Source organism: Flexivirga alba, from assembly GCF_042661025.1.
Classification (GTDB): domain Bacteria; phylum Actinomycetota; class Actinomycetes; order Actinomycetales; family Dermatophilaceae; genus Flexivirga; species Flexivirga alba.
Genome location: NZ_JBHSWH010000001.1, coordinates 4680051 through 4697735 on the forward strand (window position 1 = coordinate 4680051; position 17685 = coordinate 4697735).

The following is a 17685-nucleotide window of genomic DNA, read 5'->3' on the forward strand; positions in this document are numbered from 1 at the left end:
GGGTGCGAGCGGCGGCTGGTCGTGGACAATGGCCAGCGTGTCTCGCAGCCGCATGCCTGTCCCGTCGCCATACCTCGAGTTCGATCGAGCGGCCTGGATCGGCCTGCGCGACTCCCATCCGATGAGCCTGACCGGCGAGGACGTCCGGCGGCTTCGCAGCACCGGGGACCGTCTCGACCTGCCGGAGGTGGAGGACATCTACCTGCCGCTCTCCCGATTGCTCAACATCTTCGTCGCCGCGACCGGTCGGCTGCACCGGGTCACCACCGACTTCCTCGGCGAGCGCCCGGCCCGCACGCCGTTCGTGATCGGCATCGCCGGATCGGTTGCGGTCGGCAAGTCGACCACTGCCCGCATCCTGCGGGAGCTGCTCGCCCGCTGGCCCGGCGCGCCGCGTGTCGACCTGGTCACCACCGACGGCTTCCTCTTCCCGAATGCCGAGCTCGAGCGTCGAAACTTGTTGCAACGCAAGGGTTTCCCCGAGTCCTACGACCGGCGCAAGCTGATCCGATTCCTCACCGAGGTCAAGTCCGGTGCACCGCACGTGACAGCGCCCGTCTATTCGCACTTGAGCTACGACATCGTGCCGGGCGAGCAGATCACCCTCCAGCAGCCCGACGTGCTCATCGTCGAAGGCCTCAACGTGCTGCAGCCCTCGGCGCCGACGACCGACCAGCGCGGCACGCTGGCGGTGTCGGACTTCTTCGACTTCTCGGTCTACGTCGATGCTCGCGAGGACCACATCAAGCAGTGGTATGTCGAGCGCTTCCTGCGCTGGCGGCAGACGGCATTCGCCGACCCGAACTCCTACTTCCACCGGTATGCCGCGCTGACCGACGCAGAGGCAGTCGAGCGGGCCGGGCAGATCTGGGAGACGACCAATGGTCCGAACCTGGAGCGGAACGTCGCGCCGACCCGCAGTCGCGCGACGCTGGTGCTGCGCAAGGACGCGAGCCACAACGTGACCCGGATTCGCCTCCGCAAGATCTGAACCAGCCCACGCGGGCTCTCGCGAGGCGTCAGCGGGTCTCGGACGGGTCCGAGAACTCCTCGTCATCCGCCTCGTCGTCGAACATGTGCTCCACGTCGTCAACAGACATGGTGTCCGCATCGTCCTCGTCGTACTCATCGCCCGCGAACGCCTGCTCCGCGCGGCGGGTACGCACCCACAGCAGCAGCCAGACACCGGCGAACACCGCGGCCACGACAAGGGCCAGCAGGACACCACCGAAGAGTTGATAGAGCAAGTGGGAGACGCCGTTCGCCGGCACCGACCCCTTCTTCTCGTTGTCGAAGGTCGGTGCCTGGCTGTCACCCCATTTCGCTCCGAGCGCACCGCCGACGGCGATCAGCAACACCGCGACGACCCAATAGGTCGCCACGAACCAGCGCTTGTGCAGGAGCATGGTGCTCAAAGTAGCCCGTCGTTCGGAAAGCGTTGCCGACAGTGGCCTGTCGGCGTTTCGCAGACCATACCGGCCAGCGGCCCGGACGGCAGTCGGCTTCGGCGTTCAGTACCGGCCGTTTAGTACCAGCCGGTGGCCTGCGAGTGCCCCCAGGCGCCACAGGGCGAACCGTAGGTCGACTTGATGTAGCCCAGGCCCCAGCGGATCTGCGTGGCGGGGTTGGTGCGCCAGTCGGCACCGGCGCTGGCCATCTTGGAACCGGGCAGCGACTGCGGGATCCCGTAGGCGCCGGAGGACGCGTTCATGGCGCTGGCGTTCCAGCCGGACTCGCGGTTCCAGAGGCTGACCAGGCAGCCCATTTGACCCTGGTCCCAGCCGTATGACGCGAGCATCGAGGATGCGTAGGCCTGCGGGCTGCCGCTGAAGGACGCGGCCGGTGGCCGGGTGCTGTCGCGGGAGGTGCCCGCGGCTGCCGCCCGCTTGGCCTCGGCGGCCTTCTTCGCCGCAGCAGCCTTCGCGGCGGCCTTCTCGTCGGCTGCCTTCCGCGCGGCCGCAACGCTCGACTTCGCCACGCTCTGCAGCTTGGCCGCGGCGGCGGTGCGCGCCGCTGCCGCCGAGCGCGACTTGGCGTCGGCCGACTTGCGGGCGCTCACTGCTTGCTGCGCCGCGACGAGCTGAGCCTGTCCGTCGGCGGCCACGCCGGAGTTGGCGGCGCGCAGGGCGGTCGAGGTCGAGGCCGTGAGCAGCAGTTTGGCCTGGGCAGTGCCGACGACGGCTGCGTTGGCACTCGCAGCGGTGGAGTATGCGGCGGCAGCAACCGAAACGGTCGAGATCGCTGCGGTTGCGGCAACGGCTGGCCGGCGGAGTGCGCCGATCCCAGTGTCGCGACGGGCGCGGTGACGTCCCACGGGACGAGACATGTAGCAGCAGCCTTTCGGGGGAAGACATGACTGACGCGCTCTGCAAGCCCGGCAGAGCGATGCGACAGAACCCTTGGCTCTGTCGCATCACACTGCCGCACTCGCACGGCCGTGATTCTGAAGGAGAATCACGCCTCTCGGACCCTTGCGGATCACGCATTGTCGAGCGCGTCGCAGGTACGTTATCGCGAAAGTCGACCGCCGCGTTACCGAAACGAGATATTCGGTGTCAGAAAATTTTGCGGCCGCGGGTCGGTCAGGCGTCAGATCCTTCCAGCAGATCGGTCACCAGGGCCGCTATCGGACTGCGTTCACTGCGATGCAGCGTTACGTGGCCGAAGAGCGGATGACCCTTGAGCTTCTCGATCACCGCGGCCACTCCGTCGTGCCGGCCGACCCGGAGGTTGTCGCGCTGCGCCACGTCGTGGGTGAGCACGATCCGGGAGTTCTGACCGATGCGGGACAGCACCGTCAGCAGCACGCCGCGCTCCAGCGACTGCGCTTCGTCGACGATGACGAACGCGTCATGCAGCGAACGACCGCGGATGTGGGTCAGCGGCAACACCTCGAGCAGCCCGCGGTCCATGACCTCCTCGGTCACCTCGCGTGACACGACCGCACCGAGCGTGTCGAAGACCGCCTGGGCCCACGGACCCATCTTTTCGTTCTCGGTGCCCGGCAGGTAACCCAGTTCCTGGCCGCCGACGGCATACAGCGGGCGGAAGACGATGACCTTGCTGTGCTGACGGCGCTCCATGACCGCCTCGAGTCCTGCGCACAGCGCGAGCGCTGACTTCCCGGTGCCCGCCCGGCCGCCGAGGCTGACGATGCCGACGTCCGGATCGAGCAGCAGGTCCAGTGCGATGCGCTGCTCGGCAGACCGACCGTGCAGGCCGAAGGCGTCGCGGTCGCCGCGGACCAGCCGGACCGACTTGTCAGCCATCACCCGCCCGAGGGCGCTGCTGCCGCTGCCGGCCCCGAGCATCACCACTCCCGTGTTGGTCGGCAGATCGGCCGCTTCCGGGATCTCGGCTCGCCCCTCGTCATACAGCGTGTCGAGCAGGTCGGGCGGGACATCGAGCTCGGTGGTCCCGGTCCAGCCGGAGTCCACAGCGAGTTCGGCGCGGTACTCATCCGCATTGAGGCCGACGGCGGACGCCTTGACCCGCATCGGCATGTCCTTGCTGACGACCGTGACGTCCCGGCCCTCGTTCGCCAAGTTCCGAGCCACTGCCAGGATGCGAGTGTCGTTGTCTCCCAAGCGAAATCCGCTCGGGAGGGCTTGTGGGTCGGTGTGGTTCAGCTCCACCCGCAACGTGCCGCCGTCCCCGATCGGGACGGGCGCATCAAGGCGGCCATGAGTCGCTCTCAGATCATCGAGCGCACGCAACGCGGACCGGGCGAAGTAGCCCAGCTCTGGATGGTGACGCTTGGCCTCCAACTCGGTCACGACCACTACCGGCAGCACGACCTCGTGCTCGGCGAAACGGGTCATGGCTCGTGGATCGGACAACAGGACGGAGGTGTCGAGCACGTAGGTGCGGACAGCACGCGGGCTTGCGGTGGACGTCGAAGCGGAGGGCTGGGAGCTGGTTGCCATAACGATCTCCTGCGTCACACGGCATGTCGCGCCGCGTGACTTACTCTCGGACCAGGTGCCGGGACCGGGCCCGTAAGGACCGGTGCCGGCCCTCCGTCCGGAGCAACGATCGCTCCATCTCGGGCCTCCCGAACGCCCCACGGGGATCGCGGTGCGTCGAGATCGACACTACGACTGGTTCCCTCGATCACCAGCCGACACACCGCACGACACGCGACCTGCGCACCGAGTGTTCACCGGCAGGTCGGCTGCCCGTCGAACGGTTGGTCACGTTGACCCCACCAGCACCAGACGTCACATCGCGGCGTCTTCCGCGGCGCTTCGAAAGCGCACGAATCCATTTGCCGCTGCCGGCTCGCGACCGATTGGATGGCGCGCATGACCTCGCCCGTGCTGCCCCTCCCCTGCAACCCGGCGATCGGGTCGCGATCCTCTCGCCGAGCTGGGCGGCGCCGGCACACTTCCCCGCCATACACGAGCAGGCGTTGCGGCGGTTGCGCGATGAGATCGGAGTGGAGCCGGTCGAGTTGCCGACGACCCGGCGCGACAGCTCCGCGGCCGAACGGGCTGCGGATGTGAACGCCGCGTTCGCCGACCCCAGCATTCGCGCGATCATGTCGACCATCGGCGGCGACGACCAGATCACCGTACTGAAGCACCTGGATGCGGACGTCATACGGGCGAACCCGAAGCGTTTCCTCGGCTACAGCGACAACACCAACCTGCTGAATTACCTTTGGTACCACGGCATTGCTGGCGTGTATGGCGGATCGACCCAGGTGCATCTCGGGCCGGTTCCGGACGAGGAGCACCTGGCTTCGCTACGTGCTGCGCTCTTCGGCGGCGACTTCCGATTGGTGGCACCGGCCCGAACCCGGGACGTCGGCATCCGCTGGGACGACCCGCGCGCCCTGACCGATCGCGCACCCAACCTCCCGGCCGAACCCTGGACCTGGAGCGGTCCGCGCCGCACGGTGACCGGGCCCACTTGGGGCGGCTGCCTGGAGATCGTGGAGTGGACGCTCGCGGCGAACCGCTGGATGCGTCCTGTCGATGATTACAGGGGTGCCGTCCTGCTGCTCGAGCCGCACGAGGAGATGCCCACGCCGGACCAGAACCACCGCCTACTGCGCAACCTCGGCGAGCGCGGCATTCTCGGGTCGGCCTCCGCATTCTTGTGGGGGAGACCGCCGGTCAGCGATCACGAGCACCCGACCACGGAGTCCGCTGCCTCGAAGCAGCGCGCCGAGCATCGTGAAGTGGTGTTGCGCGCGGTCGCTGAATACAACCCCGACCTCGTCGTCGCAATGGACGTGGACTTCGGGCACACCAGCCCACAGCTGCTCCTGCCGTATGGCGGCAGCATCACCGTCGACGGCGAATCACAAACGATCACAGCCCATTTCGGATGACGAGGTCTCGATACGGACTCGCCTAGCGGCTCGCCCTACTCGACAAGCATAAGCGGCTATTTGCCGAGCCGGCGGTCGCGCACGGCATACGCGCGCAGTGCACGCAGGAAGTCGACGCGCCGGAAGTCCGGCCAGTAGGCCTCGCAGAAGTAGAACTCGGAGTTCGCGCTCTGCCAGAGCAGGAACCCGCCGAGTCGCTGCTCGCCTGACGTGCGAATCACCAGGTCGGGGTCGGGCTGGCCTTTGGTGTAGAGATGCTGCGCGATGTGCTCGACGTCCAGAGTCTCGGCCAACTCCTCGATGGACGTGCCGCGAGCAGCGTGCTCCTGGAGCATCGCCCGGACCGCGTCGGCGATCTCCCGCCGTCCGCCATACCCGACGGCGATGTTGACGATCATCCCGTCGACGCCGGCCGTGGACTCGGCGGCTTCCTTGAGCACGTGAGCAGTGGAATCCGGCAGCAGGTCGAGCGCGCCGACGGGGTGCAACCGCCAGCGTTGCTCGGCCGCCAGGCCTTCGACCGCACCCTCGATGATGCCGAGCAACGGCTTCAACTCCACGGGTGAACGGTTCAGATTGTCGGTGGACAGCAGCCACAGGGTGACGACCTCGACGCCGGCTTCCTCGCACCAGCCGAGCAACGGCTTGATGTTGTCGGCACCCGCCTGATGACCGTCAGCGGTCTGTGCCCCGCGCGCCTTGGCCCAGCGGCGGTTGCCGTCGAGCATGACGCCGACGTGCCGAGGAAGGTTCTGCTCCGGCAGAGACCTGCGCACGTGCCGCTCATATGCGGCATAGAGCAGATCACTGACGCGCATCGGTCGTCCCCCACTTCCTGTTGTCGAGCCTGCGGACTTCCAGAGTATGCCGAGGCGCACCGCTCATCGACCAGTCAGCGTGGAATTCGGCCCGATCGAAGTCACTTACTCTTGACTCATGATCGAGTCGCGCCCTTCGGCCGCACGCACGCTGCAGCAGGATGCAGCCGAGTTGGTGCGCTCGGTCAAACCGAAGCTTCGCGGCTGGCTGCACGCGGGTATGACGCCACTCGCCGCTGCCGCCGGCATCGTGCTGGTGTGTCTGGCACCCACCACCCGCGAACGTCTCGGTGCTGCTGCCTTCGCCATCACGGCCGTGCTGCTCTTCGCGACGTCAGCGGCATACCACCGCGGCACCTGGTCCACGAAGGTCGAGCGGACGCTCAAGCGGATGGACCACTCCAACATCTTCCTGATCATCGCCGGCACCTACACGCCGTTCGCCGTGACGTTGTTGCGTGGCTCCCAGGAACTCAGCCTGCTACTGCTGGTGTGGGGCGGGGCAATCCTCGGAGTGCTCTTCCGGGTCTTCTGGGTCGGCGCGCCGCGCTGGCTCTACACGCCGATCTATGTGGCACTCGGCTGGGTGGCGATCTTCTACTTCGGTCCGCTACTGGACGCCGGCGGCGCCGCGGTGATGACGCTCATCGCTGTCGGCGGTGGCCTCTACACCCTCGGCGCCATCGTCTACGGCATCAAGAAGCCGAACCCGTCACCGCAGTGGTTCGGCTTCCACGAGGTCTTCCATTCGTTGACGATCCTTGCGTTCGTCTCGCATTACATCGCGGCGTCACTCGCGATCTACAGTCACCACCGCTGAATCTGTCGGCCGGAAACGCAGCGGGCTCAGGTCTTTTCGGCTTGCCCGTCCGGCGCCTTCGTCGGCGCGTCCAGCTGCGTCTCCGTCGGTGGGTCTGAGGGCGTCTCCGTCGGTGCCGCGGTCTTCGGTTGCGCAGCGGGGATCCGTTGACGAACCGGGTGGTCGTGCTCCTCCTGCCACTGCGCCTTCCGGAGGTGGTTGTTCATGCTCCGAAAGAGCAGCCAGCACGCGATCGCCAGACCGAACAGCACGAGGAAACCCCAGATGCCGGCAGTGATCGTCACACTCTCGTTGCCACCGTCACCCATGGGTCGCCTCCTGCGCCACTCGCTGCTTCACATCGTCCACGATCGGCTCGCCGACTCCGCCGGTCGCCATCGCATCGGCAGCCCCCACGTCGGCCGGCAGCCCGGCGAACAGGTCGTCCTCATCCTCGGTGAGCGGCACGTAGGACCGCACCAGGTCGAATTCCTCGGTCGGCCAGATCCTTCCCTGATCGGCTGGTGAGAGAGCGAAGAAGGTGCCGTCCGGGTCGATCTGGGTCGCGTGCGCCAGCAGTGCCTGCTCGCGCACCGGGAAGTACTTCGAGCACTCGACGCGGGTGCTCACGCGGCCTTCCGGACGGTCCTGGCGGTGCGCCAGCCACTCCGCGTATGGCGACTCGCGCCCCTCCTCCAACAGCGCCTCGTGGAAGGCGACCATTTTCGCTTTGGAGAAGCCTCGGTCGTAGTAGAGCTTCAACGGCTGCCACGGGGCTCCGGCGTGCGGGAACGCCTCCGGGTCGGCGGCCGCTTCGAACGCCGCGACGGTCACGTCGTGGGTCATGATGTGGTCCGGGTGGGGATAGCCGCCGTTCTCGTCATACGTCGTGACGACGTGCGGACGGAACTCGCGGATCACTCGCACGAGCGCCTCCGTGGTGATCTCGGGCGGCTCCAGCGCAAAGCAACCCTCGGGCAGCGGCGGCAGCGGATCGCCTTCTGGCAGACCGGAATCCACGAAACCCAGCCAGGTCTGTTCGACGCCGAGGATCTCGCGTGCCTTCGCCATCTCGGCGCGCCGCACCTCGGGCAGGTCCCGCGCGATGTCCGCGTTGCCCTTCAGTCTTGGATTGAGGATGTCACCGCGTTCGCCGCCGGTGCAGGTGACGACCATGACGGGGTGACCTTCATCGACGTAGCGGGCCATCGTGGCCGACCCCTTGCTCGATTCGTCGTCGGGGTGGGCGTGCACTGCCATCAGGCGCAGGGCCTCAGTCACGTGCTGCACTCCTTGAAGTTGTGCTCAGGGGGCGATCCGCTCAAGCCGCCGGAGGGGGCGACCGGGGATCGTCCGAGTTCGCAACCTATTGTCTCACCTCATGAAGATCCCCCGACCCGCACCCGAGGAACGCAAGTGGTGGGTCATCGGCATCATCGGTGTGCTGATCATGACGGCGGGCGCGGTGTGGTGGGGCATCTCCGCGACTCGCGGAGTCAGCTGGGAGAACGGCCCGTTCGACGTCAAGAACGACCGCAGTGTGCAGGTCACGTTCTACGTCACGAACCAGGACGGCAAACCGGTCACGTGTGTGCTGGAGGCACAGGACATCAGCCACGGCCGGGTCGGCGTGCTCACGGTGAAATTGCCCCCCAGCAATTTCCGCACCACGGAGTACACGCGCACCATCCCCACGGTTGCGAAGGCCGTGACCGGCATCGTCGACCAATGCGAGTACCGCTGAACAATTCGGGTCGCGGCACCGGCGGTGCTATGGTTGACAGCTATACCCAAGGTCTGGGACCAGCCTCCGAGCCACATGCCGGAGCGGCCCCGGACCTCATTGTTTGACCAACGGTTTGACAGGTCCATCGACCTAAGGAGAGATGTCGTTATGAGCACTGCTGAGACTTCAGCCAGCTTCCTGACCCAGGAAGCCTACGACCGCCTCAAGGCCGAACTCGACCATCTGTCCGGCGAAGGACGCACCGACATCGCCGACAAGATCGAAGAGGCTCGCCAGGAAGGTGACCTGAAGGAGAATGGCGGCTACCACGCCGCCAAGGAGGAGCAGGGCAAGATGGAGGCCCGCATCCGCCAGCTCGAGGAGTTGCTGCGCAATGCGGTCGTCGGCCACTCCAGCGCGACCGAGGGCACTGTGAGCCCTGGCATGGTCGTCACCGTCGAGATGTTCGGCGACAAGGAGAAGTTCCTCCTCGGCAGCCGGGAGATCGCCGGCGACTCCGCCCTGGACGTCTACAGCGAGAAGTCCCCGCTCGGCGCCGCGATCAACGGCGCCAAGGTCGGCGACAGCGTTTCCTACGATGCGCCCAACGGCAAGACGATCGGTGTCAAGGTGCTCGAGGCAACGCCCTACAGCAGCTGAGCTGTTTGGCTCTACTCCTCGCACGATGAGAGGGGCCGCCCGCGAAACAATTTCGCGGGCAGCCCCTCTTTTCTCCCCGAGCTACTTGGCGACAGCCTTCTTGTATGCCGCCGTCGCGAACGGCAGGAAGATCGCCAGCAGCACGACAGACCAGATCAGCGTGTAGAGGTCAGGGTGCTGCAGCGCCCAGGTGTATGCCGTCTGCTTGTCGATGTCTGCGTGGGTCTGTCCCGGCGCCTGCATCGAGTAGAGGTTGCCGAAATTCTGGCGGGCGGACTGGGTGATCGTCGAAACGGGATTCCAGCCGGCGATGGCCTTCAGAATCGAGGGCATGTTCTGCGAAGGAACGAAGGTGTTGGCGATGAACGTGACCGGGAAGATGACCATGAACGACGCGTTGTTGACGACCTCCGGCGAGCGCACCCGCATGCCGATGTAAGCGAACACCCACGACAGGGCGTAGGCGAAGAACAGCATCAGCGCATAGGCCCACAAGGCATGCAGCGGTCCGTTGTGCAGCCGCCAGCCGATCAGCAGCCCGGTCAGCGACATGACGACGAGCACGACGATGTTGTTGACCACGTCGGTCAGCGTCCGGCCGAAAAGGACCGCGCTGGGGTGCATCGGCAGCGTCCGGAAGCGATCGATCACGCCCTTCTGCATGTCCTCGGCCATCATGTAGCCGGTGATGGTCGCGCCAAAAATTATGGTCTGGGTGAAAATGCCGGCCATCATGAACTCGCGATAGCCGGACTGCACCGAAGCACCCGATCCGGCCAGCGAACCGAACACGTAACCGAAGAGCAGCACGAACATGATCGGCTGCAAGGTGGTGAAGATCAGCAGGTCCGGCACCCGTCGGATCTTGATCAAGTTTCGCTTGGCGACGGTCAGTCCATCACCGATCAGGGTGCCAGTGCGCGGCTCCTCTCGCGTGGCGGGCGATGCCGACACCGCGGTCTTCGCTTCCAGCGGCGGGTTCATGCCGATCCCCTCGTTCCTCGGGTGTCGGCATTCACCTTGAGCCCGTTTGGTCGCTCGCTGCGCTCGCTCATGCCGATCCCCTCGTTCCTCGGGTGTCGGCATTCACCTTGAGCCCGTTTGCTCGCTCGCTGCGCTCGCTCATGCCGGCTTCCCCACGAGCGCTTCGAGGTCGTCCTCGTCGGACTCTGCCTTGTGACCGGTCAGGCTGAGGAAGGCGTCATCGAGAGTGGGTCGACGAATCCCGATGTCCTGCACGGTGATCGAGCTCTCGTCGAAGCTGCGGACCGCTTGCAGGAGTGACTGCGTGCCGCCGGTGACCGGCACGATCAACCTGCGGGTGTGTGCGTCGGTCTCGACCGCCCCGGCACCGACCGTCGCCATGATCTCACCGGCCTCGGGCAGTCGCTCGCCGTCGGCAACGGTGACCTCGAGCCGCTCGCCGCCGACCTGTGCCTTGAGCTCGTCGGCGGTGCCTTCGGCGATGATCCGACCGCGGTCGATGACCACGATGTTGTCGGCCAGCCGGTCGGCCTCCTCGAGGTATTGGGTGGTCAGCAGAACCGAGGTGCCCTGGCCGACGAGGGTGTTGATTACGTCCCACATGTCGCCGCGACCCCGCGGGTCGAGCCCGGTAGTCGGCTCGTCGAGGAAGATCACCGGAGGCCGGGCGACCAACGCACCTGCGAGGTCGAGCCGGCGTCGCATGCCGCCGGAGTAGGTCTTGGCCGGTCGGCTCGCCGCCTCGTCGAGCCGGAACTGCCGCAGCAGCTCGGCCGCGCGCGCCTTGGCGTCCTTGGACGACAGGTGGTAGAGCCGCCCGATCATCTCGAGGTTCTCGCGGCCGGTGAGGTATTCGTCGACGGCCGCGTATTGGCCCGACACCCCGATCTGGCGCCGCACTGCCTGCGGGTCGCGCAGCACATCGGCACCCGCGACCGTCGCCGCGCCCGCGTCTGGGCGGATCAGCGTGGTGAGCATCCGCACGGTCGTCGTCTTGCCCGCACCATTGGGCCCGAGCACCCCCAGCACGCTGCCCTCAGGCACTCGCAGGCTCACGCCATCGACCGCCTTCACGTCCTTGTAATGCTTGACCAGCCCCTCGGCTGTGACCGCGTCGGTCATCTTGTCTCCCTCGTCCCAACTACCCGAAACAACGGTCTCACGGACCACTGACATCCGGCCGATCATTTAGTCGCGACATATCGCGAGTTCGAGACGACGATATATCGCGTTGTGCGTTGCGTCAACGCCATAGCCGTTCTGATCGAGCGGACCCGTAACGCACCGAGCGGACCCGCAAATCATGGCGATTGCGGGTCCGCTCGTTCAGGAAGGGGTCCTCTCGATCAGATGAGGGTCATCCGTCGAGGGCTTGCGCGAGGTCGGCGATCAGGTCGTCCGGGTCCTCGATGCCGACCGACAGCCGGATGAGGTCGTTCGGCACCTCGAGCTCCGTGCCGGCGACGCTGGCGTGCGTCATACGACCGGGGTGCTCGATGAGCGACTCGACGCCACCGAGCGACTCGCCCAGCGTCCAGATCTTGGTGCGACCGATCGCGTCAACGGCATGCTGCTCGCCGCCGTCGAGCTGGAAGCTGACCATGCCACCGAACCGGCGCATCTGCTTCGCCGCGATGTCGTGCCCCGGATGACTGTCCAGGCCCGGGTAGTAGATGTGCGTGACGTCCTTGCGGCCGCGCAAATATTCGACGACCTTCTCGGCGTTGTCGCAGTGTCGCTCCATGCGGACGGCGAGCGTCTTCAGGCCACGCAGCACGAGCCACGAGTCGAACGGCCCGGCGATCGCACCCATCGAGTTCTGGTGGAAGTCGACGCGCTCGGCAGCGTCCGAGAACTCTTTGACACCAATGTTTTCGGCCACCACGACCGCGCCACCAACGACGTCGCTGTGCCCACCGGAGTACTTCGTCGTCGAGTGCATGACGATGTCCGCACCGAGGCTGAGTGGCTGCTGCAGGTATGCCGACGCGAACGTGTTGTCAACCGCGAGCAGCGCGCCCGCCTCGTGGGCGATCTGGGCGATCGCCGCGATGTCGGCGATGCCGAGCAGTGGGTTGGTCGGCGTCTCCAGCCAGACCAGCTTTGTGACGCCCGGACGAATCTCACCGCGTATGGAGTCCGCCTGCGACACCTTCGCCAGGCTGTAGTCGACGCCCCACACCTTCTGCACCTTGTCGACGAGACGGAACGTGCCGCCATACGCGTCGGTGGGAATGATCATGTGCTCGCCCGGTCGCAGGATCGCGCGCATGACGCAGTCCTCGGCGGCCAGGCCGGACGAGAACGCGAATCCCTTTGCCCCGCCTTCCAATGCGGCGATGCACTCCTCCAACGCGGTGCGCGTGGGGTTGCCCGAACGGGAGTATTCGTAGCCGTCCCGCAGTCCGCCGACACCGTCCTGCTTGTAGGTGGAGGTCTGGTAAATCGCGGGAACGACGGCGCCGGTGCGGGGATCGGGCTCTTGCCCGGCATGGATGGCGCGTGTGGAGAAGCCGTGCTGATCATTCGTCATGATCCAACCCTACGGTCACGTCGATCTGGCATCGTGACGGTCATGACGAGTGATGTCGACTTCCGTGGGCTCGGTGCCCACCCGCACGATGGAGGAACCCGATTCGGAGTGTGGGCTCCGCACGCCGAGTCTGTCTCCGTGGTCGGTGACTTCAACGACTGGAACGACGCAACGAGTCCGCTCACCCGTGACGGTGATGTTTGGAGTGCAGACGTCGCCGACGCGGCACCTGGGCACGAGTACAAGTTCGCGATCAGCAGTGGCGGCAAGATGTCCCAACGGATCGACCCCTACGCACGCCAGTGCACGAACTCGGTCGGCAACGGGATCATCTATGCCGACAGCACCTTCGAGTGGGGCGACGACAGCTTCCGGTGCCCACCGATGAATGAGCTCGTGATCTACGAGACGCATGTCGGATCGTTCGTCACCGACGGCCAGGGCGTCGGCCGACTCGGCGAGGTTGCCACGAAGCTCGATTACCTGAAGTCGTTGGGCATCAACGCGATTCAGCTGATGCCCCTGATGGAGTTCGCAGGCGACTATTCATGGGGGTACAACCCCGCTCACGTGTTCGCGGTCGAGTCAGCGTATGGCGGGCCCGACGCACTCAAGCGACTCGTCAAGGCCGCCCACGAGCACGGGATCGCCGTGATCATCGACGTGGTCTACAACCACTTCGGCCCCTCCGACCTCGACATGTGGCAGTTCGACGGCTGGAGCGAGAACGACAAGGGCGGCATCTACTTCTTCGAGGACTGGCGGTCGACGACACCGTGGGGCGACACCCGACCGGACTACGGCCGTCATGAGGTGCGCCAGTTCATCGCCGACAACGCGCGCATGTGGCTGGCCAACTACCACGCCGACGGCTTGCGGTGGGACATGACGCCATACATCCGCAGTGTCGACGCGACCGTGGAGAACATCCCCGAAGGACGCGTCATGTGCCGCGAGATCAACGACGAGATCCGCCGCGACTTCCCCGACTGCGTCTCCATCGCGGAGGACCTGCACGGCGATCCGACGGTGACCTCCATCGCGGAGGGCGGTGCCGGGTTCCACTCGCAATGGGACAACCACTTCGTCCATCCGATACGGGACGCGATCATCCCCGCAGATGATGCCGCACGCTCGATGGCGTCGGTCGCCGACGCCGTCACCTGGTCGTATGGCGACGCGTTCGACCGCGTCATTTACACGGAGTCCCACGACGAAGTCGCCAACGGACATGCCCGCGTGCCCCAGGAGGCCGACCCGAACGATCCCACCAGCGCACGAGCCCAGAAGGCATCGGTTCTGGGCGCAGCGCTCACCCTCACTTCACCGGGGATCCCGATGCTCTTCATGGGCCAGGAGTTCCTGCAGGACGAGTGGTTCCGTGACAACGTGCCTCTCGACTGGTCCGGCCTGGGCGAGTTCCACGGCATCGCGGTGCTTCACCAGGACCTGATCCGGCTCCGCCGCAACGCGGACAACACGACGCGCGGGTTGTCCGGCCAGCACGTCGCGGTGCTCGACGCCGACGAGGCCGCCAAGGTGATCGCGTACCACCGATGGATGGACGGCGGGCCAGGTGACGACGTCACGGTCGTGGTCAATCTGAGTGGCGCCACGCACGAGAACGTCGGCGTGCAGTTCCCATCCGCCGGGCGTTGGAAACTTGTCCTCAACACCGACGCCACGGTCTACAGCAGCAGCTTCACCGGCACATGGGTCGGTGATGCCGACGCGCAGGATCACGGCGGTGCGGCGATCGCCCAGGTGACGTTGCCGCCATACACCGCGCTCATCTTCGCCCGCACCGAGTAGGCGCTCGGGCTCAGCCGAGGGCGGAGTTCAACGCCCGCCAGTCGATGCCGCGCGGCGCCCGCTCGACGATCGTCTGCACCAGGCCGAGCCGGGAGGCGCGCAGCACTTCATCGTCCGCCATCAGCATGACGTCGTCGAAGAACTTCGCCAGCGGCGCAACCAACGGCAACGCATCCGGGATCCATTGCCGCAGAGCGTCGTTCGCGTGATTGGGCAGCTCATCGACATACGTGACGAGCGCCTTCTCGGCATCACCGGCCAACAGCGCCCGGTCGTATGACGCAGCCGTGCCGACCGGCACGATGCGGGTGATGCGCTGCACCGCCTCGACCAGGGCCTCGAAGCGGTCGTCCTTGCGCGCTGCGTCGATGTCGGCGAGTGCCTGCGTGGCAACACCAGGGGCCTCGGCCAACGGCGTGACCGCGGAAACCAGGCCGACCGGCACACCTTCGTCGCGCAACTGCTGCGCAAAGCGACCGACGATGAATTCCTTTGCTGCTGCGATGGATTCGTCGGAAACTTCGATGCCCTGCTGCCGCAATCGAGTCGCCGCAGCCGAAAGGCCGGCGTCGACGGTGATGGCACCGAGCTCGCGGTGACCACGCAGGATGGAGACCAAGCCGAGTGCCGCGCGACGCAACGCGAAGGGATCCGACGAGCCAGATGGCTTGGCGCCGATGGCGAACATCGCAGCGAGCAGGTCGAAGCGGTCGGCGAGCGCCAGCACTGCGCCGGGCAACGACTCGGGCAGCGCGTCGCCGGCCGAGCGGGGCAGCTCCATCTCCCAGAGGGCCTGTGCGACTTGCGGGGTCTCCCCGCCTTGGTCGCGTAGTCCCTGGCCATGAAGCCGGCCAGCGACGACAGCTCGATCACCATCTGCGACGACAGGTCGAACTTCGCCAGCTCACCGGCACGGGCGAGGGTCTTCTCGTCTTCGGCGGAAAGCTCTAGCTGTGAGGCGATTTCGCGCGCAACGTCATTGATCCGGTCGGCGCGGTCGGCCACCGAGCCGAGGCGGTTCTCGAAGGTCAGCTTGCCGATGCCCGACCGCAGGTCGGCCAGCGGCTGCTTCAGGTCCGCGTCATAGAAGAACGCCGCATCCTCGTAGCGCGCCCGCAGCACGGTCTCGTTGCCGAGCTTGACCAGCTCGTCGTCGCAATCACCGTTGGCAACCGTGACGAAGTAGGGCAACAATGCGCCACTGGAATCCCGCACCGGCAGGTAGCGCTGGTGCTTGCGCATCACCGTCGTCAGGATCTGCTCCGGCAGCTCGAGGTGCTTCTCGCTGTAACCACCGAGTATGGCGTGTGGCTGCTCGACGAGGTTGGTGATCTCGTCGACCAGCGCCGACTCACCCTCGAAATCGATTGTCCCGCCGACGCATTCGGCGAGCGCACGCGACTGGTCGATGACCTGCTGGCGACGCGCCGCCGGGTCGATGACCAGCCCATGTGTCTCCAGTACGTTGCGCAACTGGTCGGCGGAATCGACCCGGACCAGCGGCGTCGCATCGGTGCGATGCACGTAGGTGGTGCGACCCGAGGTCAGCTCGGACGCGTGCACCGGCACGACCACGTTGCCCCACAGCGCAACGATCCAACGGACCGGACGGCTGTAGGACAGTTGCGGGTCGTCCCAGCGCATGTTCTTGTCGGCGCGCAGTGCGTCGACGATGCCGCCGATGATCTCGCCGGCCACGGCCAGCACATCGCGGCCCTGTTCGGTGATTTTCACCGCGACGTGCTCGGCACCGTCGAATTCAGCACGCACCAACTCGCTCGGGTCGACCTTCTGTCCACGCGCGAATCCCTGTGCGGCCTTTGTGGGTTCGCCGTTCTCGTCATACGCAGCGGCAACCTTGGGTCCCTTGCGCAAGCTCTCTGCGTCGGGCTCGTGCGCGGCCAGGCCGGCGACGGTCGCGACGATGCGTCGCGGGGTGCCGACGACGTCGATGGCGCCGTGCGTCAGCCGGCTCGCGCCGAAGCGCTCGGTGAGCGACGTGCGGACGAAATCGATGGCTTGATCGACCACGTGCGGCGGCAACTCCTCGACACCGATCTCGACGGCCAGCGTCTGGTCGTCGGTCGGCAACGCGGCCAGGTCGACGTCCTCCGGGTCGTCCGCGGGATGCCGCACGGCAGCACCGGCCAGCACCTTGGGTGCCTCGGTCTTGAGCAGCGGGAAGTCCAGCTCCTTGCGGCGCTCGACCCACAGCTGCGACACGTCCCGCGCCAGCCCGCGCATGGTGGAGAACGCCTTGGCCCGCTCGGTGGTGGAGATGGCTCCGCGCGCGTCGAGCACGTTGAACGCGTGCGACGACTTCAGCACATAGCTGTATGCCGGGACGGGCAGCCGCTGCTCGATCATCCGGGTCGCCTCGGCCACGTAGCGGTCGAAGAACTCCTGGTTGACCGCGACATCGGCGTCGTCCAGGTAGTAGCGCGACATCTCGTACTCCTGCTGGCCGAAGGCCTCGCCATACGTGATGCCAGGTGCGTATTGCATGTCCTTGAAGTGCGAGACACCCTGCTGCGCCATCATGATGCGCTCGATGCCGTAGGTCAGCTCGACGGGGATCGGGTCGAGGTTCTGCCCGCCCACCTGCTGGAAGTAGGTGAACTGGGTGATCTCCATGCCGTCCAGCCAGACCTCCCAGCCGAGACCCCATGCGCCGATCGCCGGCTGCGCCCAGTTGTCCTCGACGAAGCGGATGTCGTGCGCGTGGATGTCGATGTCGAGCGCCTCGAGCGACTCGAGGTAGAGCTCCTGCGGGTTGCCCGGCTCCGGCTTGAGGACGACCTGGAACTGCGTGTGGGTCTGCAGGCGGTTGGGGTTCTCGCCATACCGGCTGTCGTCGGGACGAACCGACGGCTCGACGTAGGCGACCCGCCACGGCTCCGGCCCGAGCACCCGCATCAGGGTGGCGGGGTTCATGGTTCCCGCTCCGACCTCGGTGTTGTTGGGCTGCACGACCATGCAGCCGCGGTCGGTCCAGAACTTCTGGAGGCGGATGAG

Annotated in this window: 15 protein-coding genes and 1 pseudogene; 6 read left to right on the forward strand and 10 right to left on the reverse strand. The window is 66.3% G+C overall.

Going from position 1 to position 17685, the window contains the following annotated elements:
- The first annotated feature begins 28 nt into the window (after nt 1–28).
- Nucleotides 29–991, forward strand: coding sequence for a type I pantothenate kinase (gene coaA, locus ACFQDH_RS23380; RefSeq protein WP_382404762.1), 963 nt, complete (start codon nt 29–31; stop codon nt 989–991).
- Nucleotides 992–1019: 28 nt separating this feature from the next.
- Here the strand turns inward: coaA and ACFQDH_RS23385 are convergent, their stop codons facing one another.
- From ACFQDH_RS23385 to ACFQDH_RS23395, 3 genes are all read right to left on the reverse strand, one after another.
- Nucleotides 1020–1406 (reverse strand): hypothetical protein, encoded by a 387-nt coding sequence (locus ACFQDH_RS23385; RefSeq protein WP_382404763.1) that lies wholly within the window; start codon nt 1404–1406, stop codon nt 1020–1022.
- Nucleotides 1407–1525: 119 nt separating this feature from the next.
- Entirely contained in the window at nt 1526–2326 is an 801-nt protein-coding gene (locus ACFQDH_RS23390; protein WP_382404764.1) for an aggregation-promoting factor C-terminal-like domain-containing protein, read from the reverse strand.
- Nucleotides 2327–2582: 256 nt separating this feature from the next.
- Nucleotides 2583–3926, reverse strand: coding sequence for a PhoH family protein (locus ACFQDH_RS23395; protein WP_382404765.1), 1344 nt, complete (start codon nt 3924–3926; stop codon nt 2583–2585).
- 341 nt (nt 3927–4267) lie between these two features.
- Between ACFQDH_RS23395 and ACFQDH_RS23400 the strand changes: the two genes are divergently transcribed.
- The gene (locus ACFQDH_RS23400; protein ID WP_382404766.1) at nt 4268–5338 is read left to right on the forward strand and encodes a S66 peptidase family protein; all 1071 of its coding nucleotides are present in this window, start codon (nt 4268–4270) and stop codon (nt 5336–5338) included.
- Nucleotides 5339–5394: 56 nt separating this feature from the next.
- On the opposite strand, the gene ACFQDH_RS23405 is transcribed toward ACFQDH_RS23400, so the two are convergent.
- Nucleotides 5395–6156 (reverse strand): isoprenyl transferase, encoded by a 762-nt coding sequence (locus ACFQDH_RS23405; protein WP_382404767.1) that lies wholly within the window; start codon nt 6154–6156, stop codon nt 5395–5397.
- A 118-nt stretch (nt 6157–6274) separates the two neighbouring features.
- Between ACFQDH_RS23405 and trhA the strand changes: the two genes are divergently transcribed.
- Entirely contained in the window at nt 6275–6976 is a 702-nt protein-coding gene (gene trhA, locus ACFQDH_RS23410; RefSeq protein ID WP_382404768.1) for a PAQR family membrane homeostasis protein TrhA, read from the forward strand.
- A gap of 26 nt (nt 6977–7002) precedes the next feature.
- On the opposite strand, the gene ACFQDH_RS23415 is transcribed toward trhA, so the two are convergent.
- Both ACFQDH_RS23415 and mca read right to left on the reverse strand, forming a co-directional pair.
- The gene (locus ACFQDH_RS23415) at nt 7003–7284 is read right to left on the reverse strand and encodes a hypothetical protein (protein ID WP_382404769.1); all 282 of its coding nucleotides are present in this window, start codon (nt 7282–7284) and stop codon (nt 7003–7005) included.
- Nucleotides 7277–8236 (reverse strand): mycothiol conjugate amidase Mca, encoded by a 960-nt coding sequence (gene mca / locus ACFQDH_RS23420; protein WP_382404770.1) that lies wholly within the window; start codon nt 8234–8236, stop codon nt 7277–7279. Before mca ends, ACFQDH_RS23415 begins: the two co-directional genes overlap by 8 nt.
- A gap of 100 nt (nt 8237–8336) precedes the next feature.
- Here mca and ACFQDH_RS23425 point away from each other — a divergent pair, with 100 nt between their 5' ends.
- Entirely contained in the window at nt 8337–8699 is a 363-nt protein-coding gene (locus tag ACFQDH_RS23425) for a DUF4307 domain-containing protein (protein WP_382404771.1), read from the forward strand.
- Nucleotides 8700–8849: 150 nt separating this feature from the next.
- Nucleotides 8850–9341, forward strand: a complete 492-nt coding sequence (gene greA, locus ACFQDH_RS23430) for a transcription elongation factor GreA (RefSeq protein WP_382397290.1) — start codon at nt 8850–8852, stop codon at nt 9339–9341.
- Between the two features lie 81 nt (nt 9342–9422).
- On the opposite strand, the gene ACFQDH_RS23435 is transcribed toward greA, so the two are convergent.
- From ACFQDH_RS23435 to ACFQDH_RS23445, 3 genes are all read right to left on the reverse strand, one after another.
- Nucleotides 9423–10325: an ABC transporter permease gene (locus tag ACFQDH_RS23435; RefSeq protein ID WP_382397292.1), complete on the reverse strand. Its 903-nt coding sequence runs from the start codon at nt 10323–10325 to the stop codon at nt 9423–9425.
- A 138-nt stretch (nt 10326–10463) separates the two neighbouring features.
- The gene (locus tag ACFQDH_RS23440) at nt 10464–11447 is read right to left on the reverse strand and encodes an ATP-binding cassette domain-containing protein (RefSeq protein ID WP_382397294.1); all 984 of its coding nucleotides are present in this window, start codon (nt 11445–11447) and stop codon (nt 10464–10466) included.
- A 235-nt stretch (nt 11448–11682) separates the two neighbouring features.
- Nucleotides 11683–12858 carry a cystathionine gamma-synthase gene (locus ACFQDH_RS23445; RefSeq protein ID WP_382397296.1) on the reverse strand — a complete coding sequence of 392 codons (1176 nt, stop codon included), beginning with the start codon at nt 12856–12858 and terminating at the stop codon, nt 11683–11685.
- 42 nt (nt 12859–12900) lie between these two features.
- On the opposite strand from ACFQDH_RS23445, the gene ACFQDH_RS23450 reads away from it, so the two are divergent.
- The gene (locus tag ACFQDH_RS23450; RefSeq protein ID WP_382397298.1) at nt 12901–14670 is read left to right on the forward strand and encodes an alpha-amylase family glycosyl hydrolase; all 1770 of its coding nucleotides are present in this window, start codon (nt 12901–12903) and stop codon (nt 14668–14670) included.
- 475 nt (nt 14671–15145) lie between these two features.
- Here the strand turns inward: ACFQDH_RS23450 and glyS are convergent.
- Nucleotides 15146–17646 (reverse strand): annotated as a pseudogene (glyS, locus tag ACFQDH_RS23455) (glycine--tRNA ligase subunit beta); the annotation flags it as partial.
- Nucleotides 17647–17685 lie beyond the last annotated feature (39 nt).

What these genes read in the sequence shown, in the direction of transcription:
- coaA (WP_382404762.1), top strand. Translation starts at nt 29, where the DNA reads ATGGCCAGCGTGTCTCGCAGCCGCATGCCTGTCCCGTCGCCATACCTC.
- ACFQDH_RS23385 (WP_382404763.1), bottom strand. Translation starts at nt 1,406, where the DNA reads ATGCTCCTGCACAAGCGCTGGTTCGTGGCGACCTATTGGGTCGTCGCG.
- ACFQDH_RS23390 (WP_382404764.1), bottom strand. Translation starts at nt 2,326, where the DNA reads ATGTCTCGTCCCGTGGGACGTCACCGCGCCCGTCGCGACACTGGGATC.
- ACFQDH_RS23395 (WP_382404765.1), bottom strand. Translation starts at nt 3,926, where the DNA reads ATGGCAACCAGCTCCCAGCCCTCCGCTTCGACGTCCACCGCAAGCCCG.
- ACFQDH_RS23405 (WP_382404767.1), bottom strand. Translation starts at nt 6,156, where the DNA reads ATGCGCGTCAGTGATCTGCTCTATGCCGCATATGAGCGGCACGTGCGC.
- trhA (WP_382404768.1), top strand. Translation starts at nt 6,275, where the DNA reads ATGATCGAGTCGCGCCCTTCGGCCGCACGCACGCTGCAGCAGGATGCA.
- ACFQDH_RS23415 (WP_382404769.1), bottom strand. Translation starts at nt 7,284, where the DNA reads ATGGGTGACGGTGGCAACGAGAGTGTGACGATCACTGCCGGCATCTGG.
- ACFQDH_RS23425 (WP_382404771.1), top strand. Translation starts at nt 8,337, where the DNA reads ATGAAGATCCCCCGACCCGCACCCGAGGAACGCAAGTGGTGGGTCATC.
- greA (WP_382397290.1), top strand. Translation starts at nt 8,850, where the DNA reads ATGAGCACTGCTGAGACTTCAGCCAGCTTCCTGACCCAGGAAGCCTAC.
- ACFQDH_RS23435 (WP_382397292.1), bottom strand. Translation starts at nt 10,325, where the DNA reads ATGAACCCGCCGCTGGAAGCGAAGACCGCGGTGTCGGCATCGCCCGCC.
- ACFQDH_RS23440 (WP_382397294.1), bottom strand. Translation starts at nt 11,447, where the DNA reads ATGACCGACGCGGTCACAGCCGAGGGGCTGGTCAAGCATTACAAGGAC.
- ACFQDH_RS23445 (WP_382397296.1), bottom strand. Translation starts at nt 12,858, where the DNA reads ATGACGAATGATCAGCACGGCTTCTCCACACGCGCCATCCATGCCGGG.
- ACFQDH_RS23450 (WP_382397298.1), top strand. Translation starts at nt 12,901, where the DNA reads ATGACGAGTGATGTCGACTTCCGTGGGCTCGGTGCCCACCCGCACGAT.